Annotated in this window: 19 protein-coding genes and 1 pseudogene; 5 read left to right on the top strand and 15 right to left on the bottom strand. The window is 68.8% G+C overall.

The window, feature by feature from the left end; genetic code table 11:
* Positions 1 to 5 precede the first annotated feature (5 nt).
* The 4 genes from lipL to mutA form a co-directional block, all read right to left on the bottom strand.
* On the bottom strand, positions 6 to 1,292 hold the full coding sequence (gene lipL, locus AC5Y30_RS16855; protein WP_499919792.1) for an esterase/beta-lactamase LipL: 1,287 nt from the start codon (positions 1,290 to 1,292) through the stop codon (positions 6 to 8).
* Positions 1,293 to 1,354: 62 nt separating this feature from the next.
* The gene (gene meaB, locus AC5Y30_RS16850) at positions 1,355 to 2,344 is read right to left on the bottom strand and encodes a methylmalonyl Co-A mutase-associated GTPase MeaB (protein WP_499919791.1); all 990 of its coding nucleotides are present in this window, start codon (positions 2,342 to 2,344) and stop codon (positions 1,355 to 1,357) included.
* Entirely contained in the window at positions 2,345 to 4,597 is a 2,253-nt protein-coding gene (scpA, locus tag AC5Y30_RS16845) for a methylmalonyl-CoA mutase (protein ID WP_499919790.1), read from the bottom strand.
* A 4-nt stretch (positions 4,598 to 4,601) separates the two neighbouring features.
* A complete protein-coding gene (mutA, locus tag AC5Y30_RS16840; RefSeq protein ID WP_499919789.1) occupies positions 4,602 to 6,479 on the bottom strand; it encodes a methylmalonyl-CoA mutase small subunit in 1,878 nt (625 codons plus the stop codon).
* Positions 6,480 to 6,659: 180 nt separating this feature from the next.
* Here mutA and AC5Y30_RS16835 point away from each other — a divergent pair, with 180 nt between their 5' ends.
* The gene (locus tag AC5Y30_RS16835; protein ID WP_499919788.1) at positions 6,660 to 7,427 is read left to right on the top strand and encodes a TVP38/TMEM64 family protein; all 768 of its coding nucleotides are present in this window, start codon (positions 6,660 to 6,662) and stop codon (positions 7,425 to 7,427) included.
* A 423-nt stretch (positions 7,428 to 7,850) separates the two neighbouring features.
* Here the strand turns inward: AC5Y30_RS16835 and AC5Y30_RS16830 are convergent, their stop codons facing one another.
* Together AC5Y30_RS16830 and AC5Y30_RS16825 are read right to left on the bottom strand one after the other, a co-directional pair.
* Entirely contained in the window at positions 7,851 to 9,350 is a 1,500-nt protein-coding gene (locus AC5Y30_RS16830) for a sensor histidine kinase (RefSeq protein WP_499919787.1), read from the bottom strand.
* Entirely contained in the window at positions 9,347 to 10,060 is a 714-nt protein-coding gene (locus AC5Y30_RS16825; protein WP_499919786.1) for a response regulator transcription factor, read from the bottom strand. Before AC5Y30_RS16825 ends, AC5Y30_RS16830 begins: the two co-directional genes overlap by 4 nt.
* A 104-nt stretch (positions 10,061 to 10,164) precedes the next feature.
* On the opposite strand from AC5Y30_RS16825, the gene AC5Y30_RS16820 reads away from it, so the two are divergent.
* A complete protein-coding gene (locus AC5Y30_RS16820; protein ID WP_499919785.1) occupies positions 10,165 to 10,563 on the top strand; it encodes a hypothetical protein in 399 nt (132 codons plus the stop codon).
* Between the two features lie 104 nt (positions 10,564 to 10,667).
* Positions 10,668 to 11,084 (top strand): nitroreductase family deazaflavin-dependent oxidoreductase, encoded by a 417-nt coding sequence (locus AC5Y30_RS16815; RefSeq protein ID WP_499919848.1) that lies wholly within the window; start codon positions 10,668 to 10,670, stop codon positions 11,082 to 11,084.
* Here the strand turns inward: AC5Y30_RS16815 and AC5Y30_RS16810 are convergent.
* The 3 genes from AC5Y30_RS16810 to AC5Y30_RS16800 are packed head-to-tail and all read right to left on the bottom strand — an operon-like array spanning position 11,081 to position 13,044.
* Positions 11,081 to 11,437 carry a DoxX family protein gene (locus AC5Y30_RS16810; RefSeq protein WP_499919784.1) on the bottom strand — a complete coding sequence of 119 codons (357 nt, stop codon included), beginning with the start codon at positions 11,435 to 11,437 and terminating at the stop codon, positions 11,081 to 11,083. The genes AC5Y30_RS16815 and AC5Y30_RS16810 overlap by 4 nt on opposite strands.
* Before the next feature lie 9 nt (positions 11,438 to 11,446).
* Positions 11,447 to 12,571, bottom strand: coding sequence for an SPFH domain-containing protein (locus AC5Y30_RS16805; protein WP_499919783.1), 1,125 nt, complete (start codon positions 12,569 to 12,571; stop codon positions 11,447 to 11,449).
* Positions 12,572 to 12,606: 35 nt separating this feature from the next.
* Complete coding sequence (locus AC5Y30_RS16800) at positions 12,607 to 13,044, bottom strand: NfeD family protein (protein WP_499919782.1); 438 nt, start codon at positions 13,042 to 13,044, stop codon at positions 12,607 to 12,609.
* 57 nt (positions 13,045 to 13,101) lie between these two features.
* On the opposite strand from AC5Y30_RS16800, the gene AC5Y30_RS16795 reads away from it, so the two are divergent.
* Positions 13,102 to 14,046: an Rv1486c family protein gene (locus AC5Y30_RS16795; RefSeq protein ID WP_499919781.1), complete on the top strand. Its 945-nt coding sequence runs from the start codon at positions 13,102 to 13,104 to the stop codon at positions 14,044 to 14,046.
* Here AC5Y30_RS16795 and AC5Y30_RS16790 read toward each other — a convergent pair.
* The 3 genes and pseudogenes from AC5Y30_RS16790 to fabG1 all read right to left on the bottom strand — a co-directional run.
* Positions 14,015 to 15,080, bottom strand: a pseudogene (locus AC5Y30_RS16790) (ferrochelatase); the annotation flags it as partial. The gene AC5Y30_RS16795 and the pseudogene AC5Y30_RS16790 overlap by 32 nt on opposite strands.
* 21 nt (positions 15,081 to 15,101) lie before the next feature.
* The gene (gene inhA / locus AC5Y30_RS16785; protein ID WP_499919780.1) at positions 15,102 to 15,911 is read right to left on the bottom strand and encodes an NADH-dependent enoyl-ACP reductase InhA; all 810 of its coding nucleotides are present in this window, start codon (positions 15,909 to 15,911) and stop codon (positions 15,102 to 15,104) included.
* A 30-nt stretch (positions 15,912 to 15,941) separates the two neighbouring features.
* Entirely contained in the window at positions 15,942 to 16,709 is a 768-nt protein-coding gene (gene fabG1, locus AC5Y30_RS16780; protein WP_499919779.1) for a 3-oxoacyl-ACP reductase FabG1, read from the bottom strand.
* A gap of 124 nt (positions 16,710 to 16,833) precedes the next feature.
* On the opposite strand from fabG1, the gene AC5Y30_RS16775 reads away from it, so the two are divergent.
* On the top strand, positions 16,834 to 18,384 hold the full coding sequence (locus AC5Y30_RS16775) for a hypothetical protein (protein ID WP_499919778.1): 1,551 nt from the start codon (positions 16,834 to 16,836) through the stop codon (positions 18,382 to 18,384).
* 23 nt (positions 18,385 to 18,407) lie between these two features.
* On the opposite strand, the gene AC5Y30_RS16770 is transcribed toward AC5Y30_RS16775, so the two are convergent.
* Genes AC5Y30_RS16770 through moxR1 form a run of 3 tightly spaced genes read right to left on the bottom strand, consistent with a single transcriptional unit; the run spans position 18,408 to position 21,495 of the window.
* The gene (locus AC5Y30_RS16770; RefSeq protein WP_499919777.1) at positions 18,408 to 19,415 is read right to left on the bottom strand and encodes a VWA domain-containing protein; all 1,008 of its coding nucleotides are present in this window, start codon (positions 19,413 to 19,415) and stop codon (positions 18,408 to 18,410) included.
* A complete protein-coding gene (locus AC5Y30_RS16765; protein ID WP_499919776.1) occupies positions 19,412 to 20,368 on the bottom strand; it encodes a DUF58 domain-containing protein in 957 nt (318 codons plus the stop codon). The genes AC5Y30_RS16770 and AC5Y30_RS16765 overlap by 4 nt, the downstream gene beginning before the upstream one ends.
* Entirely contained in the window at positions 20,365 to 21,495 is a 1,131-nt protein-coding gene (gene moxR1, locus AC5Y30_RS16760; protein WP_499919775.1) for a chaperone MoxR1, read from the bottom strand. The genes AC5Y30_RS16765 and moxR1 overlap by 4 nt, the downstream gene beginning before the upstream one ends.
* Between the last annotated feature and the right edge of the window lie 99 nt (positions 21,496 to 21,594).

The following is a 21,594-nucleotide window of genomic DNA, read 5'->3' as shown; positions in this document are numbered from 1 at the left end:
CAGGGTCAGCCCGCGACCGCTCCAGGCTCGAAGTAGGGCGCACCGTATTCGGTGACCGGTTCGAAGCCCCGCTTGCGCGCCCTCTCGGCGGCCTTGCGGATCAGCGCATAAATTCCGACGAACGCCGCGTGATCGGTCATCACAAACGGTGTCAGCAGCCGGTTGTGCACCAGCGAGAAGGCCACCCCGCTTGACGGATCGGTCCAGCCGAGGGAACCACCCAGACCGACATGTCCGAAGCCGGGCATCACATTACCGAGCGGCAAGCTGTGGTAGCCCAGGTGGAAAGCCAATGGCACGTACAGGTTTCGGTCCGGGCGCAGGCTCCGCTCCCCGGTCAGACCCGCGACCAGCTGACGGGACAGGAAACGCGTTCCGTCAACCTCGCCGCCGTTGGCGATCGCGCCGTACATCCGGGCCAGCCCGCGCGCCGTCGCTACCCCGTTGGCCGCCGGGATCTCCGCGTCCAGCAGCGGAGTGTCGCCTCGGACGGCGGCCGTCAGACCTTTGAAGTACATCGACCGGTACGCCCCGGACAACTCGTTGGCGACCCTGCGAGTCACGTAACCCAGGACAGGATTTCCGATCACGCTCTGCGGGCCGATGATCTCGGCGACCCGGGTCGGCGCCTCAACCGGCGGCCGGCCGAGGTGCAGACCGTCTGTGCCCAACGGCTGGGCAAGTTCCTCGCGGATCAGCGTGCCCATGCCCTTGCCCGTCACGGCGCGGCCCAGGCCCGACATCAGCCAGCCGAACGTCAGCGCATGGTATGCCGATTTGCCCAGTAGGCGGCCGGGAGCCGCCGCGGCCAGCTTTTCCTCCATCACGACGTGATCGAGCAGTTCGTCCACGGTGGCGCCTCGTAGGCCCGACAGGCCGGCCTGGTGACGCATAACCTGCCGCACCGTCAGGTCGGCCTTGCCGTTCGCCCCGAATGCCGGCCAATACTCGGCGACGGGAGCTTCGTAATCGATCAGCCCGCGGTCCGCGAGCCGGTGGATGACGGTCGCGGCCATCCCCTTGGTCGCCGAGAAAACCATCGGGGCGGTGTCGGCCGTCCACGGCCGCCGTCCGGCGCGGTCGGCCCACCCCGCCCAGACGTCCACGACGGGTTGGCCGTCGAGATACACGGCCAGCGCGCCGCCGCCGAAACGGCGGGCGGGGAACATGCTGGAAAAGCTGCGAACGACGCATCCGAAGTGTGAGTCCGCCGCGCCGGACACACGATGACCCGCGTCGAGGTCGTCGTGGACAGGGACCGCGCGGCGATCGACTCGGGTTTCCACCGTCACATTTTCGAATTTACTTGGATTTCACACCCGGCAGGAGCGTAATCAGATTGTTTATCTATCCGTTATTCTGACGCTGCCGATAATATTTGCTGGGCCGCCAGTGCGGGGGTCAACTCCCCCGCCTTGACCTGCCGTTCGATGTCGGCGCGCATCGTGCGAACCTTCGGGCTGGACAACAGTCGGTCCAGCACCGTGTCGCGCACCATCTGCCACGTCCAGTCGACCAGCTGGGCCCGGCGGCGCGCCTCGAATTCCCCGGCCTCGGTGAGGACCTGCCGATGACGTTCGATGGTGTCCCACAATTCCTCGAGGCCGGTTCCCTCGGCCGCGCTCATCGTGAGAACGGGCGGCCGCCAAAGGGTTTCGCGCGGATGTATCAACCGAATGGCCCCGGACAGCTCGCGCGCCGCCGAGCGGGCTTCGGCGAGATGATCCCCGTCGGCCTTGTTCACCACGACGATGTCGGCCAATTCGAGCACACCCTTTTTGATGCCCTGGAGCTGATCGCCACCGCGCGCCAGGGTCAGCAACACGAAGGTATCCACCATGTTCGCCACGGTCACCTCGGACTGACCGACCCCGACGGTCTCGATCAGGATCACGTCGAAACCGGCGGCCGCCAGCAGGACCGCCGCTTCGCGGGTGGCCTTGGCAACCCCGCCCAGGGTGCCCGACGTGGGCGACGGCCGGATGTATGCATCCGGATGCATGGCCAGGCGCGCCATCCGGGTCTTGTCCCCCAGGATCGAGCCGCCGGTGCGGGTCGACGACGGGTCGACGGCTAGCACCGCCACCCGATGGCCCAGTTCGATCAGGTGCATCCCGAGGGCCTCGATGCTGGTGGACTTGCCCACCCCGGGGATCCCGGTGATGCCGACCCGATACGCGGCACCGGCGTCCGGGGTCAGCTCCAGCAGCAGCCGCTGCGCTTGTTCGCGATGGTCCGCGCGGGTCGACTCCAGCAGCGTGATGGCCCGCGGCAACGCCGCGCGGTCACCGCCGCGAACCGCCTCGGCCAACCGCTCCACAGAGTCGTTCCGTTCGGAAGCCATTTAGTCGAGGGTGTAACCCAGCCGCTCGGCGAGCTTGTGCAGCAAGCCGATTGCGGCGTCGGCGATCACCGTCCCGGGCGGGAAGATGGCGGCGGCTCCGGCCTCGTAGAGCTCGTCGAAATCGCCCGGCGGGATGACGCCCCCGACCACGATCATGATGTCGGGCCGTCCGACGTCGGCCATCGCCTCACGCAGCGCGGGCACCAGCGTGAGATGGCCGGCCGCCAGCGAGGACACCCCGACCACGTGCACGTCGTTGTCGGCGGCCTGGCGGGCCACCTCCTCGGGCGTGGAAAACAGCGAACCGACGTCGACGTCGAATCCGATGTCCGCGAAGGCCGTCGCGATCACCTTCTGGCCGCGGTCGTGGCCGTCCTGGCCCATCTTCGCGACCAGGATTCGCGGGCGGCGGCCGTCGGCTTCCGCGAACTTCTCGACGAGTTCGGTCGCGGTTGCCATGTTTGTGGCCTTTCCAGCTTCGTCGCGGTAGACCCCGGCGATAGTACGGATCTCCGCCTGGTGCCGGCCATACACCTTCTCCAGCGCATCGGAGATCTCGCCGACGGTGGCCTTGTGCCGCGCCGCGTCGATGGCCAGGGCCAGCAGGTTGTTGCCCAACCCGTCCGCGCCGGCGCGACCGTGGGCGGCCGCCGCGCGCGACAGTTCCGCCAGCGCGGCGTCCACCGCCGACTGGTCACGGCTTTCCCGCAGCTCCTTCAGCTTGGCCAGCTGCTCGGCGCGCACCCGGCTGTTCTCGACCTTGAGGACCTCGACCTCTTGATCCTCTTCGACCTGATACTTGTTGATCCCGATCACCGGCTGGATACCGGAGTCGATGCGCGCCTGGGTGCGCGCGGCCGCCTCCTCGATGCGCAGCTTGGGGATGCCGTCGCTGATGGCCTGCGCCATGCCGCCGTGCTCGGCGACCTCGGCGATGTGGGAGCGGGCCCGCTGGGCGAGCTGATGGGTCAGCCATTCCACGTAATACGACCCCGCCCACGGATCGATCGGTCGCGTGGTGCCGGACTCTTGCTGCAGCACCAGCTGCGTGTTGCGGGCGATACGAGCCGAGAAGTCGGTGGGCAGAGCGAGCGCCTCGTCGAGCGCGTTGGTGTGCAGCGACTGCGTGTGTCCCTGGGTGGCGGCCATCGCCTCGATGCAGGTGCGAGCGACGTTGTTGAAGGCATCCTGCGCGGTCAGTGACCAGCCGGAGGTCTGCGAATGTGTGCGCAGCGAAAGCGATTTGGCGTTCTTCGGGCCGAACTGGGAGACCAGCTCGCTCCACAACAGCCGGCCCGCCCGCAGCTTGGCGACTTCCATGAAGAAGTTCATCCCGATGCCCCAGAAGAAGGACAGGCGGGGCGCGAACTTGTCGATGTCCAGGTCCGCGTCCAAACCGGCCTTGATGTAGTCGACCCCGTCGGCAAGCGTGTAGGCCAACTCCAAATCGGCTGTGGCACCGGCTTCCTGGATGTGGTAGCCCGAGATCGAGATCGAGTTGAACTTCGGCATTTTCGCGCTGGTATAGGCGAAGATGTCGGAGATGATGCGCATCGACGGCTTGGGCGGATAGATGTAGGTGTTGCGCACCATGAACTCTTTGAGGATGTCGTTCTGAATGGTGCCGGCCAGCTTCTCCGGCGCAACGCCCTGCTCTTCGGCGGCCACCACGTACAGCGCCAGGATCGGCAGCACCGCGCCGTTCATGGTCATCGACACCGACACCGTCGACAGGTCGATACCGTCGAACAGCTGGCGCATGTCGAGAATGGAATCGATTGCCACACCGGCCATTCCGACGTCACCCTGCACGCGGGGGTGATCGGAGTCGTACCCGCGGTGGGTGGCCAGGTCGAAGGCCACCGACAGGCCCTTCTGGCCCGCGGCCAGGTTGCGCCGGTAGAAGGCGTTCGACTCCGCGGCGGTGGAGAAACCGGCGTACTGCCGAATCGTCCACGGCTGGTTCACATACATCGTCGGGTAGGGTCCACGCACGAACGGCGGTTCGCCCGGGAAACTGTGCAGCGGGTACCCGTCGGCCTCTACCGCCGCCCGGTCTGCGCCGATATACACCGGTTTGACGTCGATGTCCTCCGGTGTCTGCCACTGCAGTTGATCGGGCGTGTACAGATGCGCGGCCGCGGCCGCGGCGACGTGTTCCTCGACGGCGGCCTGGTTCGGCGGCGTGACAGTCCGCTCGCCGTGCAGCGGCACGTCGGCGAAGCTGCCGACCGCAGGTGCAGTGGTCGTCATCTAACTACGCCCCCAGCCTTGTGAGCAGATCCGACAGAGCTTCGACCGCATTGATTTTCGCGGTCAGGAATTGGTCCGGTTGGTGCTCGGCGCCGGCCACGGCCTTGTCCGGCCCGGCCAGATAGACGCGCGCGGTGCCGGCGTCCCGCGCCGCCCGCACGACGTCCGAGGCCTCGTCCTGGTAGCGCTTGTCGGTGCCGCAGATGACCGCCGCCGCCAGCGATCCCGCGTCCGCCACCGCCGGCGCGACGCTGTCGGCGTCGACCGTGCCCGGGTTGATCGCCTCGATGCCACCGGAAGCCAGCAGGTTCGAGGCAAACGTTGCGCGAATGTTGTTCTCGGCCAACGGGCCCAACGGCAGCAACAGCACCTTCGGGCGCGATCCGGTGCGGTCCAGGTACGCATCCGATCGGTCCCGCAGCGCCTCGAATTCCGCCGCGTAACGCACCAGGTTTCCGGCCGCCAGCGGCGAATACGACGAGTCGCTTTGCGGCAGAGGAGCTTCGGTGAGGTCGGGAAATTCGTTGACGCCGGTGATCGCGGTCCGGCGGTGCGCGATGTCGTCGCTGCGACGGGCGGCGACCTCGGCGATCTGGCCGACGATGAGGTCGCGGGCTTTCGTGAATCCGCCGTGGGCCTCGATGGCCTGGAAATGCTCCCAGGCCCGCTCGGCCAGGCGCAGGGTCAGGTCCTCGACGAACCAGGAACCACCGGCCGGGTCCAACACCCGGCCCACGTGTGACTCTTCGAGAAGCAACAGCTGCGTGTTGCGCGCGATGCGACGGGCGAAACTCGTTGCTATGCCCGGGAATCCGCCGTCGATCGCGACGTCGAACGGAAATACCAGCAGCGAGTCAGCGCCGCCGACACCGGCGCCGAAGGCGGCCAGGGTGCAGCGCAGCATGTTCACCCACGGGTCGCGCTGGGTCATCATCGGCAGCGACGTCTCGGCGTGGACCACGGCCGCGCCGGCGTCCGGCTCGCCGACAACCTCGGCGACCCGCGCCCAAAGATTGCGCGCGGCGCGGAACTTGGCGATCGTCATGAACTGGTCGTCGTCGGCGGCGAATCGGAAGCTGATCTGCCCCAACGCCTCGCGGATCGACAACCCCGATTCGGTGAGCACCCGCAAGTAACTCACGGCGGCCGCGACACCGGCGGCGAGCTCCCACGTCGCGTTGGCGCCGAGGTTGTGAAACGCCGGCCCGTCGATGGTGATCGCGCGCACCCCGGTCCGACCGGCGGCCCGCTTGGCCACGGCGATCACGTCTTCGATCGTCGGCGCCGGTCGGTCACTGTGTGTCGCGCTCAGCGGGTCGCCGCCCAGGTCGATCGACAGGGTGGCGCGCTGATCAGGTTCCACCCCGTCCGCCAGCGCAAGCGCCACGTCGCTGGCCGCCAGGTAGTCGGCGCCGGCTTGCAGGATCAGCGGCGCCATGCTCAGGTAGACACCCTCGAGCGTCTCCCCCAGCTGATCGGGTGCCACACCCGATTCACCGATCCGCAGCACCACGGCGCCGGCCCCATTGCCCAGCGCGTCCAGCACCGCGGAGTTCACGTCCTTGGCCGCGACGCCGGGTACCGGGGTAGCCGGGAAGGCCTCGGCGACCTTCCAGCCGGATTTGACGTCCCGCGCTGCGTCACCGCCGCGCACATACGGCCACTCGCCCGGCAGCGGCGGCTCTGGCAGTTCGTCGAGCGCGGTGTAGAGCGCGCGGACCGCGATTCCGTCGTAGGTGGGGGTTTCCAGCAGCCGCTCGGGCGCGTCTCCCAACTGATCGGGGTCCTTCCGGGTGCTTTTGGCCAGCACACCGGCGACCGCACTGCGCCAACGCCCGCGAACCTGTTCTAGGTCGGCGAGCTCGGGTACATCAATGGACACCGATTGCTCCCTTTTCCCAGCATTTGGGCTACTGCTCTGGGGGTACCACTTAGCTACTGAGGCTAATTGATGACCGCTCGTCGCAAAAAACCGCCACTTGCGGCGGGCGTTGCCGATTTCGGAGGAAACGCCACCCTCGGGAAACGGCTTATTCATCTACGGCCCGTACCCTAGGAAGCCGTGCCGGGTTCCGCCACCAGCAAAATCACCGAAACGCTTCGCGATATCGGCTGCGCCATCGGCGTCGCCGCGCGAGGCGTGTCCCGGTCGCGGATCGCCTGGACAGTGGTGGGCATCACAGCGCTGGTGGTGTTGGCGTCGTGGTTGCCGCTCCCGTCGCCCGTGCAGATGCGCGACTGGGCGCACTCCGTCGGACCGTGGTTTCCGCTGGCGTTCCTTCTCGCCCACATCGTCGTGACGGTGGTGCCCGTTCCGCGCACGGCGTTCACTCTGGCGGCCGGACTGCTGTTCGGCCCACTGCTGGGCGTCGCAATCGCGGTGATCGCCAGCACCGCAAGTGCGATGATCGCGATGCTGCTGGTGCGCGCAGTCGGGTGGCGGCTGAATCGCTTGGTGCGCCACCGATCGATTGACTCGGTGGAACAGCGCCTGCGACAACGCGGCTGGCTGGCCATCTTGTCGCTGAGGCTGATTCCCGCCGTGCCGTTCTCGGCCCTTAACTACGCCGCAGGCGCGTCGAGCGTGCGGGTGCTGCCCTACGCGGTCGCGACGCTGGTCGGGTTACTGCCCGGCACCACCGCCGTGGTGGTCCTTGGCGATGCGCTCGCCGGTCACATCAGCGCGCTGCTGTATCTGGTGTCGGCGATCACCAGCGCTCTGGGTCTGGCAGGGCTCGTCGTAGAGATCCGCCACTTCCGTAGCCACCACCGCCGGGCGCACGGTCCCGTCGGTGACGAGCGCTCCCCCGAGCCCGCCACCATCGGCTGATCGCCGATTTCGCCCGGCGGCGATAGGCAACGTCTGATCTTCAGGTCCGCTTCAGGCTGAGTTTCTACCGTCGCGTTATCGCCTCCAACTCGGTGACGAGGGGCGAGTTGATCGGTTGAACAGCATCGACAGACAGGATGGATGAATCGGGTGAAGGTGAGACAAGTAATCGCTGGTTCACTGCTCGCGGGTGCGCTCGGGGTCGCGGCGGCGGGCTTCGGCGCCGCGATGGCGAGTGCGGATCCACCCCCGCCGCCGCCACCGGGCCCGGGGCAACCGTGGGGCCCGGGACCGGGCGGTCCGGGCGGGCCGCCGCCTCCTCCGGGTGGTCCACTGGGCCCACCGCCCCCGGGGGGACCATTCCGGCCGCCGCCGCCGGGCTTCTAATGACGGCGGCGCGATAGCAGCGCCGAGGTGGCCGTCTCAATCCGACGGATTGAGACGGCCATCGCTCACTGCGCGGTCGGTTTTCGATGTGGTCGGCAGGGTGAGCCGGAATTGAGCACCGCCGTGGTGCGGCAGGCACACCAGTTCGCCACCGTGAGCGCGCGCCAACGCCCGCGCGATCGCCAGGCCCAGGCCGGCGCCGCCGTGGTCGCGGGCGCGGCCCGAATCCAGGCGCACCAGCCGCTCGAAGATGTTGTCTCGCTGGTCATCCGGGATGCCCGGCCCGGTATCGGTGACGGTGATTTCCGTCAAGACCTCGGCTGCGCGAAGGTCAACGATGATGGCGCCGCCGGCCGGCGTGTACCGGCGGGCATTGTCGAGCAGGTTCGACACGATCTGCGACAGGCGGATCGCGTCGACGTTGAGATTCAACGTGGTCAGGCCGGTGCGGGTGACGCTGATCTGCGGCGCCAGCATGGCGGCGCGGTCGGCTTCGCCGTCGAGAACGGCGGCGACGTCGACGTCGTGCAGCTCGAGCGCAAGCCCGGCGTCGATGCGGCTCAGGTCGAGCATGTCGGAGACGAGTCGTCCGGCGCGGCGGGCGTCGGAGAGCAGCAGGCTCGCCCGACGGTATTGCCCTCGATGTTCGGAGGCGCCGTGAGCGAGTTGTTCGGCGGCGACCTGAATGCCGGCGATCGGGGTGCGCAATTCGTGGGCGGCGTCGACGAGAAATCGCCGGGTCGCCGACTCCGCGCGCTGCGCGGTATCGGCGGCGCGCTGGGAGCGGCGCTCGGACATTTCCAGTGCGTCCAGCATGCCGTCGAAAGCGCTTGCGGCGCGGCCGAGTTCGGTGCCGGTGCGATCCGGGTGCAGTCGCCGGCCGCGGTCCCCGGTGGTGATGGCGTTGGCCAGCGCGGTGAGCCGGTCCAGCGGGCGCAGCGCTGCTCGGCTGACCGCAACCAGTAGCAGCGCCGCGAGCAGCAGGGTGGCCAGGCCCGCCCCGATCATCAGGCCGCGCAGCTGATGCGCCACCTGCGTGGTCTGCGTGGTGTCGGCGACCAAGACCACCCGGCTGCCGTCGGGCAGCGGATGCACGACGGCCGTCGCGGTGGCATCCGGCGGAGGACCGGGCGGCGGTGGCGGTGGCGGATACGGCGGATACGGCGGGTAAGGCGGCGGCGGGTAGGGCGGCGGTGGCGGATACAGCGGTGGCGGTTCCACCTCGCCGTCACTGAGCTCGGGGCTGATCCCGCGGTCGCCGTAGGCGACGCCGCCGGCGGTGACCACGAGCGCGCGAATACCGCCGCCGTTGAGTTCGGCGGCGAGCAGATCGGGTGAGGTGTGTGCGGCGCTCAACGCGTCGGCGCGCGATGTCGCGGCCAGCAGCCGGTCGTGCAGATTGCGGTGAGCGAGAACGCCCATGGTGATGTCGATGGTGACCCCGAGCACCATCAGCAAAACGGCCAGCAGCGCGAGCACCACCAGGGTCACGCGGCGTTGCAGGGACGGGGTCGGCGTCGTCGTCGCGGCCGTCATGACCGCTCGGCCCGCAGGCGGTAGCCGATGCCGCGCACGGTGTGCAAAATTCTCGGCCCGTACGCCTCTAACTTGCGCCGCAGTCCACTGACGTGGACCTGCACCAGGTTGGGGTCGTAGGCGTCGTAGCCCCATACTCCGTTCAGGATCTGGCTTGCGCTGACGATTCGGCCGCGCTGCTCCACCAGAAACGTCAGCACCCGCAGCTCGGTTGCGGTCAGATTCAGCGGGTGACCGTCGCGCGCCGCCACACCGGCGCCGAGGTCCAGCGTGACGTCGCCAACCTGAATCACCTGGGACAGCCGTCCGCGCCGGCGTAGCACCGCGCCGACCCGCGACACCAGTTCGGCAAGCTCGAATGGCTTGATGACGTAGTCGTCGGCGCCGCCGTCGAGTCCGCGCAGCCGGTCCGGCAGCCCGTCGCGCGCCGTGATCAACACGATCCCGACGTCGCCCCATTCACGAATCACGTCGATCAGCTCGAAGCCGTCACGCCCCGGCAGCATTACGTCGAGCACCACCAGGTCGGGCCGCATCCCGTCGAGAACCTCCTCCAATTCGTCACCGTCGCACCGTGCCTCGGTGTGATAGCCGACATCGGTGAGGGCTTCGCCGACCATCTCCCTGATGGTCTCGGAGTCTTCGACGACCAACACCCGCGGCGCGCCAACACTGAACTGGCCGGCGACCGCACGGGGGCAATCCGTCATACGCCCATTGTCGACGCCGGTGCTGAAACGAACCTGAAGGCCGGGGTGGGCCGGAGCCGATTTTCTTCAGATCCACTTCAGCCCCGGCCCTTAATGTCCGTCACATGACCACGAATGACGACATCATCACCGATCCACCCGCGCCCCCGCCGGTCGCGCCTGTCGCACCCGAGCGCCGTCGCTACCCCACCGGCGTGGTGATCGGCGCCGGGGTAGGAGGCGCGCTGCTCGGCGCGGTCGGCACCGTCGCGGCGATCGCGTTCGCGTGGATCGTCAGCGTCGGACCGCCCCCGCCCCCGCCGCCGCCCCCCGGCCCACCGCCGATGCTCGCGGCGCCACCGTTCCACGGCCCCCCGCTTCCGCCGATGGGCGGACCCATGCCGGGCGGCTTCGGATTCGCTCCGCCGCCCGGGCCGCCGGGGCCCCCGCGTGGCTTCTGGCCCCCGGGCGAGGGTTCGGTGGCACCGCCCTCACCGACGACGCCACCCACCCCGCACCCCTAACCCGCATGGCCGAGCCCGCCGCAGTGCAGGATGGGAAGGTGCCACGAGATCGATCGTCGTTTCCCGCCAGCCTCGCCGCACGGCTGCTGCGCTCGCGTCGCCTCATGCGCGCGCCGATCTGGATCTACAAAGCCCGCGCGGGCGCGCTGTTCGGCTCGCGCATCCTGTTGCTCGAGCACACCGGCCGCAAGTCGGGCATGCCGCGCTATGCCGCGCTGGAAGTCGTCGACCACCCGGCGGCAGACAGCTACGTGGTGGCTTCGGGCTTCGGCCGAAAAGCCCAGTGGTTCCGCAACATCGAAGCCAATCCCCGGGTGCGCGTGTACGTCGGCAGCCACGCGCCCAGGACCGCCGCGGCGCGCGTGCTGACCACCCCGGAAGCCGATCGCACCCTGGCCGCCTACCGAACCCGCCACCCCAAAGCGTGGGAGCGGATGCGCCCGGTGCTCGAAGACACGCTCGGCGTCCCGATCACCGACACGGACACTCCGCTGCCGCTGGTCGAGCTGCGCCTGGACTAGTTCTCGTCGGGTCCCTTGATCGTCATCGCGGCGACCAGCGCCAGGAACAGCGCGGCCGGAAGGCCGTTGACGACTTTGTCGCGCACCCGGACATGCGCGCCGACCGCCAGTACGAAGTACAACGTCAGCATCGCAGTCGTCAGGCGCGCCAGAGCGGGAAACCGGTTGACCGACAGCAATCCCACCGCGGCGGCCGCTTTGACCACCGGCAGCACGGGCCGGATGTTCTCCGGAACGCCCACGGTGTCGAGGACCTTCTTGATGGGTGCCACCTGGACGCCGCACGCTACTGCGTCGGCGGCGTGGAACACGCCGAGCGCCGTGTAGGTCTTCGGGGAAGTCAACACGCTCATTCCGCAATCCTAGGGAGTGAGCTCCCCGGCCGGGCCATCTGCCGGCTGGCGGGCGATCGCCTCCGCCTTGGCCACCGCCTGGGCGATCGCGGGGTCGGTTTCGGTGGAGAACCAGTCGGCGACGTCGGCGTCGTCGTCGGCGCTGTGCTTGGGCGCGTCATCGACGGGCGATGGCTGGAAGCGGAACACGCCGTCCTGGCCCGGGGTTCCCAGCAGCTTGGTGAAGCCCTGCAACGCCGCGTTGAAGTCACTGGGCACCACCCACACCTTGTTGGCGTCACCGCGCGCCATCTCCGGCAACGTCTGCAGGTACTGGTAGGCCAGCATCTCGGGGGTGGGCCGGCCGGCCTTGATCGCCGCGAACGTCTTCTCGATCGCCTTCGCCTGGCCCTGCGCCTGCAGGTACGCCGCGGCGCGTTCACCCTGGGCGCGCAGCATCCGGGACTGCCGGTCGGCCTCGGCGGCCAGGATGGCGGCCTGCTTGGCACCCTCGGCGGCCAGGATCTGCGCCTGCTTGTTGCCCTCGGCCTCCTTGATCGCCGCCTCGCGCATACCTTCGGCGGTCAGGATCATCGCCCGCTTCTCGCGGTCGGCCTTCATCTGCTTTTCCATCGACGCCTGGATCGACGGGGGCGGATCGATGCTGCGCAGTTCCACGCGGGCGACCCGCAACCCCCAGCGGCCGGTCGCCTCGTCGAGCACGCCGCGCAGCTGCCCGTTGATCTGATCGCGCGAGGTCAGCGTCTGCTCGAGCGTCATGCCGCCGACGACGTTGCGCAGCGTGGTGGTGGTGAGCTGCTCGACGCCGACGATGTAGTTGCTGATCTCGTAGACGGCCGCCTGGGGAACGGTGACCTGGAAGTACACCACGGTGTCGATGTTGAGGGTCAAGTTGTCCTCGGTGATCACCGGCTGCGGCGGGAACGACACCACCCGCTCACGCAGATCCACCCGCGCGCGAACCCGATCGATGAACGGCACCAACAAGGTCAGTTGCCCGCTGACGGTGCGGCTGTACCGTCCCAGCCGTTCGATCACCGCCGCCTCCGCCTGAGGTATCAGCGCCACGGACTTGGCCACCACGACGATCGCGAAGATCACCAGAACGGCCAGCAGCACCAAACCAGCAACCATAGGAATTCCTTTCTCGCTGAAGCTCTTTGCGGTCGCTACAGACCGCTCTTGAAGACGACCGCGGTGGCGCCGTCGATCTGCATGACGGTGACCGGCTCGCCGGGTTCGTAGACGTCGGCCTCGTTGAGCGGGCGCGCGGACCACACCTGGCCGTCGAGTTTGACCTGGCCCGCGTCGCGCCCGACCCGTTGCAGCACCAGCGCGGTTTTGCCGCGCAGCGCCTCGATTCCCAGAGTGGGCGCCGCGGCCGGCGTCAGCCGCCGCTTCAGCGGCGGGCGAACCAGCACCAGCAGCAGCACCGACACGACCAGGAACACCGCCCCGTTCGCCCACACCGGGAAGTCGGTGAGCCAACTGGTGAGCGCCGCGGCCAGTGCGCCGCCGCCGAGCATCACCAGAAACAAATGACCGGTGAGCGCCTCCGCGCCGGCCAGCACCAGCGCGAATATTAGCCAAAGCAACGCCGCGGGCATGCGGCAAGAATACGCGTGATCCGCCTTTGCCGGGCAAAACAACTACACTGCGTGATCGTGTGGTGTCCCAGTGTTTCGCTGTCCCTGTGGGCCAATGCCTGGCTCGCTGGAAAGGCCGCGCCCGACGACGTCCTGGACGCGTTATCCGTTTGGGCGCCAAAGCAATCGGTGACCGCGTATGATGCCGTCGCCGCGGGCCACACCGGGCTGCCCTGGCCCGACGTGAACGACGCCGGGACGGTGACGCTGCTGCAGACATTGCGCGGCGCGATCGGGCGTCCGACGCCGTCGTGCGGCGGCGCGGGATTGATGCGCGGGACGATCAACGTGGTTTTGCCGGTACCCGGCGATGTGCGCGGGCTGGCCCCGGGGACGCAGTTCGAGCGGGACGCCCTGGCCGCCGGAGAGGCGGTCATCATCGCCAACCCCCGCAACCCCGGCACCGCCGTGGGCCTGGTGCCCGAACTCTCCTATGAGGACGACGAGGACGCGCCCGAGGACTACGAGAGGCGCCTGGCGGAAGTGTGCGGGCTGACGTGGACCGTGTACTCGCTGCCCGGTGCCCCGGTCCTGGACCACTACGAGCTCGGCGACGCCGAGTACACGCTGCGGTCCGCCGTGCGCTCGGCCGCCGACGCTCTGGGCGCCATCGGGCTGGGAGCCGCGGCCTCCGACGTCGACGACCCGCGTGGACTTGTCGAGCAGCTGCTGGAATCCGCACGGCAACACCGCATTCCGGACCATGCGCCGACGCGCGCGCTGCGGGTGCTGGAGAACGCCGCGCACGTCGACGCCATCATCGCGGTCAGCGCGGGCCTGAGTCGATCGGACTCGGCGGACCGTTTCACCGCGCCCGTCGCCGCCGGGCTGGAACCGGTGGGAACGCAATCATCGTCCGAGGCCCGCATCGCCAGCGATGCGCTGCGACCGCTGACCGCCGTGGTGCGGTCGGCGCGGATGGCGGCCGTGACCGCGATCCTGCATTCGGCCTGGGGCGACTAGGCGCCGGTCCCGGCCGCGCAGTGCGGCGGGCGGCACGGCGCACCGTTTGCGCTGGCCAGACAACCCGGTGCCGGGTCCGGCCCCCTCACCCGCTCGGGCGTGCGGCCGTAGCGCAGTTCGTCGATCAGGTCGGCGGCCAGTTGCGCGAAACGCGGGTGGGCGTTCGGCGTCGAGGCCCGCACCATCGCGACTCCCGCCACCTCCGCCTGGGCCGCCAACTCGGTGTCGAGGTCCCACACCACCTCGATGTGGTCGGCCACGAACCCGATCGGGCAGACGATGACCGCGTCGGTGCCGGCCCGCACCAAGGCGGTCAGGTGGTCGGCGACGTCGGGCTCCAGCCACGGAACCTGCGGCGGCCCCGACCGGGACTGCCACGCCAGGTCGTACTCGGTGTATCCGGCTGCGGCCGCCACAAGGCTTGCGGCGTAGGCGACTTGGCGGCTGTAGAGCCGCGGGCCCACGCGGTCGTCGGCGGCCACCGGGATGGAATGCGCGGTGAACACCAGACGCGCGGCGGTATGTTGTTCGGCGGTCAGGGCGCCCGAGGCCGCGCCGATGGTGTCGGCGAAGATCTGGACGAACCGCGGATGGTCGAAATAGGGCCGCAGCTTGACCAATTCGGGCGCATCAGGCCCGGCCGCATCGCGCGCCCGGGCGATGTCCTCGATGTACTGTGTGCAGCTGGAATAGCCGCTCCACGCCGATGTGGTGAACACCGCGGCCCGACGAATTCCGTTGTCGCGCATCGTCGTCACGGTGTCTTCGACGTAGGGCGCCCAGTTGCGGTTGCCGAAGTAGACCGGCAGATCCAGGCCGCGGTCATGCAGTTCGGCTTCGAGCTGCTGGATCAGCGCCAGGTTGATCCGGTTGATCGGCGACACCCCACCGAAGTGCAGGTAGTGCTCGGCGACATGGTCGAGACGTTCCGGGGGCACGTTGCGGCCGCGGGTGACGTTCTCCAGGAACGGCCGAACCTGCTCGGGACCTTCCGGCCCACCGAAGGACAGCAGCAGGACGGCATCGAATTCCATTGGGCTCTAGAGCAATCCGCTTTAAAGCAATTGGGTACTTGCGCCGCCGTCGGCGTAGATGATGGTCCCCGTGGTCGCCGGCAGCCAGTCCGAGAGCAACGCGCACACCGTCTTGGCCACCGGCGTCGGGTCTTTCATGTTCCAGCCGATGGGGGCGCGCTGGTCCCAGCCCTCTTCGAGCAGCTGCATCTGCGCGCCGGCCTCTTCGCCGAGCGCACCGCCGACGATCGCGCTCATGGCTAGCGTCCGGATCGGGCCCGCGGCAACGAGATTGGAGCGCACACCGAACTTGCCCGCCTCACGCGCCACGAATCGGTTCACCGATTCCAGCGCGCTCTTGGCCACCGTCATCCAGTTGTAGGCCGGCATCGCCCGGCTGGGATCGAAGTCCATACCCACGATGGAGCCGCCCGGGTTCATGATCGGCAGCGCGGCCTTGGCCAGCGAGGCGTACGAATAGGCCGAGATGTGAATGCCTTTGGAGACGTCCTCGTAGGGAGCGTCGAAGAACGGGTTGATGCCCATCCCCGTCTGCGGCATGAAACCGATCGAATGCACCACACCGTCGAGCTTGTTGCCCTCGCCGATCTCGGCCGTCACCCGGTCGGCGAGCGAATTCAAGTGCTCCTCGTTTTGCACGTCGAGTTCGATCAACGGCGCCTTCTCGGGCAGCCGGTCGGCGATGCGCTGAATCAGGCGCAACCGGTCGAATCCGGTCAGCACCAATTGCGCACCCGCCTCCTGGGCCGCCTTGGCGATGTGAAACGCGATCGACGAATCGGTGATGATTCCGGAGATCAGAATCCGTTTGCCGTCGAGCAGTCCTGCCATGTCCGTCCTTAAAGTCGTTATGTCGTTAACTCAGTGGCCCATGCCCATGCCGCCGTCGACCGGGATGACGGCGCCGGCGATGTAACTGGCGTCCTCGGACGCCAGGAAGCTGACCACCCCGGCGACCTCCGCGGCGGTGCCGACCCGCTTCGCCGGGATGAACTCCAGCGCCCCGGCCTGAATCCGCTCGTCCAGCGCGCGGGTCATCTCCGTGTCGATGTAGCCGGGGGCCACGACGTTCGCGGTCACCCCGGCCTTGGACAGCTCCCGGGAGATCGAGCGGGCCATGCCGATCAGGCCGGCCTTGGCGGCCGCGTAGTTGGACTGGTTGCCGATGCCCCAGCTCCCGGAGACCGAGCCGATGTAGATGATCCGGCCGAACCGCTTCTTCTGCATGCTGCGCGCCGCGCGCTGGGTTACCCGGAACGCCCCGGTGAGGTTGGCGTTGATGACCTCTTCGAACCGCTCCTCGGTCATCCGGATGAGGAACGCATCCTTGGAGATGCCGGCGTTGGACACCAGCACCTCGACCGGGCCCTGGTGCTCCTCGACCTCCTTGAAGGCGCGATCGATGGCGTCGTTGTCGGTCACGTCGCACTCGACTCCGAACAGTCCCTCGGGCGCCCCGGATCCGCGGTGCGTGACGGCCACCTTGTGGCCGTCGGCGGCCAGCCGTTGCGCGATCGCCAGCCCGATCCCCCGGTTTCCGCCGGTGACCAGGACTGATCGGGATACGAATGGGGGTTTGCCGCCGCTCGCGGCGGGTTCGGTGGCTTGCTCGGTGGACGTCTCAGTCACCCGGCCAACTTATCGCCTCGGCCGGCCAGGGCTGCAATCGGCTCAGCGCGAGCGCAACGTCGATTCACCCCGGGCGGCCGCCGCCGCGCGAACCCGCCGTTGGCTCGCTTAGGATTTGACCCTCATGGCCGCAGCCCCGACCCGACACTTAAGGCTCAACGCCCAAGCCACGGCGATTTTCGCGGCCTGCTGGGGCGGATTGCTCGTCCTGCTGCTGGTGCGCAACCGCGGGCTGTTCACCTACCCCGTCTACGAGGCCGGAGACCCCGCGGCCAACTCGATCCTCACCCTGCAGGCCAAGCACTTCGCCCTGCTGACCGGGCATTACTCCAGGGTCGGCTTCCACCATCCCGGTCCGGCTTTCTTCTACGTGCAGGCCGGCGGCGAATGGCTGCTGCACGACCTGACCCGTCTCGTTCCGGCGGCCTATAACGGGCAGGCGATCGCGATCATGACGCTCAACGCGACACTGATCGCGCTGGCGCTGGCCATCCTGTACACGTGGGTGCGCTCGGCGCCGGCGGTACTCACCGCGGCCGGCATCACCCTGATCTTCCTCGCCGAACACCCCCAGCTGGTGTGCTCCACCTGGATGCCCCACGCCTGCTTCGCCCCGTTTTTGCTCTACGTCTTCGCGGTCGCGTCGGTGGCTGCCGGACGGCTGCGCCATCTGTGGATCATGGTGCTCGCCGGCGGCCTGCTGGTGCACGGGCACGCGGAATTCCTGCTACTGGTGCCCCTGCTGGGGCTGGCGGCACTCCTGCCTCAGCGGCGCCGGTTGCTCACGCACCGCCGTGAAGTGCTGATCGCCTCGGCGGTGTTGGCATTGTTTCTGCTCCCCATCGTGCTCAACGTGACCCTGCACTGGCCGGGCGAGATTCCGCAGTACCTGGCCTACGGTCACCGCGCGCCGAACCCGCCGGTGGCGGCCGCGCGGTTTCTCGCGCAGTTCTGGGGTCCGGGTCCCGCCCTCGGGACGGTGTTCCTGGTGGTGCTGTTCGTCGCGGATCTGGCGCTGGTCCGCAGGCTGACGCGTCCCGGTGTCGACGAGGCGGTGCACGAGTTCTCCCGCCGCCTGCTCAGAGTCACCGCCCTGGCCACCGCGCTGTTCGCCTTCTACTGCTGGTACGGCGTGGACCATCTCTGGCAGTCGTACATCGGCGTCTTCTCTTACGCGTTGCCCCTGGCTTTGCTCATCTTGGGCTCCTCGGCGCTGATGGTGCTGGCGGCGGCGCGGGAAAAGCCGATAGCCCCCCGGCTGGCGGCCGGCGCCGCGGCGGGGAGCCTGGCGGTCGGGGTGGTGCTGGCACTCACGACGGACGCCTTACGCAGAGACCGCGACGAGCTGACGGGCGTGCCCATCGCGCTGGACTACCTGGCCGCGCACGCCCACGGTAAGCCGATCGTGCTGGAGACCCGCACCGACGAATCCTGGGCCGACGCGCTCGCGCTGCTCGACGCCGCCACCCGCGCCGGGCGGCGCGCCTGCCTGGCGCAGGACCGCTGGCGGCTCCAGGCCACGCGGGAGTTCATCTGCACGCCGCAGGAGCTGGCCGGCGGGGCGCGCTTCACGCTCAGCCGCATCGACCCGGTGTCCCCCGGCACCCCCGTGGTGCCGAATCTGAATCCGATCCCCGCGTCGTATCCGCCCTCGGCGGTGATCGCCGCCGGCTGACGGTCGCCCTGAGCGACGCGACGTCAGGTCGGCAGGCGCCGGTTGATCAGCAGCGCCGCCAGCGCCGCCAGCGCCAAGGCCAGCGCACCCAGCCGCACCCAGCCCACGCTGGCATCGCCCTTGATGGTCTCGTAGCCGATCTGCTGCTGCAGCGTCCCGTACACGGACTTGAGTTCCTGCAATGACGCTGCGCTGTAAGCGTTTCCGCCCGAAAGCTGGGCGACCTTCTTCAGCGTCTCGTCGTCGACGGGTACCGGCTGGCGCTGGTCGTTGATCTCGACGAAGCCGTACGGGGTGCCGAAGGAGATGGTCGAGATCGGCACGCCCTGGTCCTTGGCGGTGCGCGCGGCCGTGAAGGCGCCCTTGGGGTTGTCCGGGTTGGTCGGCATCGTCTCCTTGCCGTCGGAGAACAACACGATGCGCGCCGGCGGCGGTTTGTCGCCACCGCCGATCACCGCGCCGACCGTCGCGATGGCCTGCAGGGCGGTGAAGATGCCCTCCCCGGTGGCGGTGCGGTCGGCGAACTGGAGCTTGTCCAGCGCGGTCTTCGTCGATTCCCGGTTGGTCGTCGGCGACACCAGCACCGTCGCGGTGCCGGCGTAGGCGATCAGCCCGAGGTTGATGCCCGGGGTCAGTTCGTCGGCGAACTGCTTTGCGGCTTCCTGGGCGGCCGCCATCCGGTTGGGCTGCACGTCGGTGGCGCGCATGGACTGCGAGACGTCGATGACCAGCATCACCACCGCACGGTTGCGGGGAATCCGGACGTCGTTCGTCGGGCCCGCCATCGCGATGGTGAACAGCACCAGCGACGCGATGAGCAGGATCGCCGGCAGGTGCCGCCACTTGGGTGGCCTCTTGGGGGCGACGCTTTCCAGCAGCTCCATGTTCGCGAACCGCAGCATGCGCCGCTGCCTGGCCAGCTGCATCAGGATGTAGAGCGCGGCCAGCCCGAAGACGACGAGCAGGAACAGGAAGAACCACGAATGTTCGAAGCCCGACAACGACATCGGGCCCAGGAGCGGCAGGGTCACTGCCGCCCTGCCAGGGCTCCGCGCCGGCGGGATTCGACGAAGCGCACGATGTCGGCGATCCAGTCGCGGTCGGTGCGCAGCGTCAGGATCGGGGCCCCGCAGCTGCGGATCGTGCGCGCGACATCGGCGCGGTGCGCCGCGGCGGCCTTGGCGAAATCGTCGCGCAGCTGAGCGTCGATGGTGAATTCACGCGTGACGCCGGACTCGGCGTCCTGCAACACCACGTCGCCGATGTCGGGCAGCTCGACGTCGCGGGGGTCGAGCACCTCGACGGCCAGCACCTCGTGCCGGGCCGCGACGGCCCGCAGCGGCCGCATCCAGTTGATCGGCCCCAGGAAGTCGCTGATGATCACCGCCATGCCGCGGCGGCGTTCCGGACGGCGCAACGCGTCGATCGCCGTCGCCAGGTCGCCGCGCACCCCGACCGGAGCGCGCGGCGTGGTGGCGATGGTGCGCAGCAGCGTCTGCTCATGCTGGCGTCCGGAACGGGCGGGCACCCGGGTGATGTTGGCGCCGGTGGACACGATCGCGCCGAGCCGATTGCCGCCCCCGCTGTTGAGGAAGGTGATCGCGGCCGCGGCCGCCACGGCCAGGTCCCGCTTCTCGCACACGGTGGTGCCGAAGTCCAGGCTGGCCGACATGTCGACCACCAGCCACGTTTCGAGCTCCCGGTCGGCGATCATCTGCCGCACGTGCGGGTGCGTCGTGCGCGCGGTGACGGCCCAGTCCATGCGGCGGACGTCGTCGCCGGGCTGGTACTCCCGCGACTCCCCCGGCTCCGAGCCGGGGCCCGGGATCAGGCCGAGGTGATCGCCGTGCAGCACCCCGTCGAGCTTGCGTTTGACGGTGAGTTCGAGGGTGCGCAGCGCCGCCGACAGCTTCGGGTCGTCGATCTGGCCCCGCTGCATCGATGGCGGATGCACAGGCCCCGCCGGCCTCTTTGGATCGGTCACCGACCGCTGGCCGCACCGGCGGGTTGCATCACCGGGGGCACCGAATGCCCTTGCTGCGGAACGGCATTCACCTGAGGCAGGGCCACCGTCTGCAACACCCGGTTGATGACGATCTCCGGCGAGATCTCGTCGGCCAGCGCGTCGTAGGTGAGCACCAGCCGGTGCCGCAGCACGTCGGGAATGACGTCCACGACGTCCTGCGGGATCACGTAGTCACGGCCGCGGACCAGCGCCAGCGACCGGGCCCCGGCGATGATGCCCAGCGAGGCGCGCGGCGACGCCCCGAACGAAATCCAGGTCTTGACGTCGTTCATGCCGAGCTGCTCGGGGTGGCGGGTGGCGGTCACCACGCGCACGACGTAGTCCACCAGCGCGTGGTGGACGAAGCCGTTGGCAGCGATGTCCTGCAGCCGCAGCAGGTCACCGGTGTTGAGGATCTGCTTGGGCTCCGGCGGGCGCACGCCCATCCGGTAGATGATCTCCCGCTCCTCCTCCGGCGACGGGTAGCCGACGTTGATCTTGAACAGGAAGCGGTCCCGTTGGGCCTCGGGCAGCGGGTACACACCCTCGTGCTCGATCGGGTTCTGCGTCGCCATCACCAGGAACGGGTTGGGCAGCGGGAACCTCTTGCCGCCGATCGAGACCTGGCGTTCCTGCATGACCTCCAGCAGCGCCGACTGCACCTTGGCCGGCGCACGGTTGATCTCGTCGGCGAGCAGGAAATTGGCGACCACCGGGCCGAGCTCGGTGTCGAACTCCTCCTTGCCCTGCCGGTAGATGCGGGTACCGATGATGTCGGTGGGCACCAGGTCGGGCGTGAACTGGATGCGCGCGAACGTCCCGCCGACCACCTTGGCGAAGGTCTCGACGGCGAGGGTCTTGGCGACGCCGGGGACACCTTCGAGCAGCACGTGCCCTTTGGACAGCAGGCCGACCAGCATGCGCTCCACGAGCTGGTCCTGGCCGACGATGATGCGTTTGACCTCGAAGATGGCCCGTTCCAGGGTCTGCACCTCGGCGGCCAGTCCGTTGCCACCGCCCGCCGGCGCTTCGTGAGCCGGGCCGGATTGCCCGCCCGGGCCCGAGTAACCGCTGGCGCCTGGCGGCGGCCCACCTGCTGCTGTCATCAAGAACCCTCCACGCTCAAACGGACACGACTGCCGGGCAGCGACGTGCCCGCGTCCAACTATTCCAGGCCCACCGAATTCCGTCGACGCTCGCCCAGC

This window comes from Mycobacterium sp. NGS27, assembly GCF_059813005.1.
Note: the sequence above shows the minus strand (reverse complement) of the source record. Positions and strands in the feature narration are given on the sequence as shown.

Coding starts and splice junctions, on each gene's coding strand:
- meaB (WP_499919791.1), bottom strand. CDS start 2,344: ATGGCTTCCGAACGGAACGACTCTGTGGAGCGGTTGGCCGAGGCGGTT.
- scpA (WP_499919790.1), bottom strand. CDS start 4,597: ATGACGACCACTGCACCTGCGGTCGGCAGCTTCGCCGACGTGCCGCTG.
- AC5Y30_RS16830 (WP_499919787.1), bottom strand. CDS start 9,350: ATGACGGCCGCGACGACGACGCCGACCCCGTCCCTGCAACGCCGCGTG.
- AC5Y30_RS16825 (WP_499919786.1), bottom strand. CDS start 10,060: ATGACGGATTGCCCCCGTGCGGTCGCCGGCCAGTTCAGTGTTGGCGCG.
- AC5Y30_RS16820 (WP_499919785.1), top strand. CDS start 10,165: ATGACCACGAATGACGACATCATCACCGATCCACCCGCGCCCCCGCCG.
- AC5Y30_RS16815 (WP_499919848.1), top strand. CDS start 10,668: ATGCGCGCGCCGATCTGGATCTACAAAGCCCGCGCGGGCGCGCTGTTC.
- AC5Y30_RS16810 (WP_499919784.1), bottom strand. CDS start 11,437: ATGAGCGTGTTGACTTCCCCGAAGACCTACACGGCGCTCGGCGTGTTC.
- AC5Y30_RS16805 (WP_499919783.1), bottom strand. CDS start 12,571: ATGGTTGCTGGTTTGGTGCTGCTGGCCGTTCTGGTGATCTTCGCGATC.
- AC5Y30_RS16800 (WP_499919782.1), bottom strand. CDS start 13,044: ATGCCCGCGGCGTTGCTTTGGCTAATATTCGCGCTGGTGCTGGCCGGC.
- inhA (WP_499919780.1), bottom strand. CDS start 15,911: ATGGCAGGACTGCTCGACGGCAAACGGATTCTGATCTCCGGAATCATC.
- AC5Y30_RS16775 (WP_499919778.1), top strand. CDS start 16,834: ATGGCCGCAGCCCCGACCCGACACTTAAGGCTCAACGCCCAAGCCACG.
- moxR1 (WP_499919775.1), bottom strand. CDS start 21,495: ATGACAGCAGCAGGTGGGCCGCCGCCAGGCGCCAGCGGTTACTCGGGC.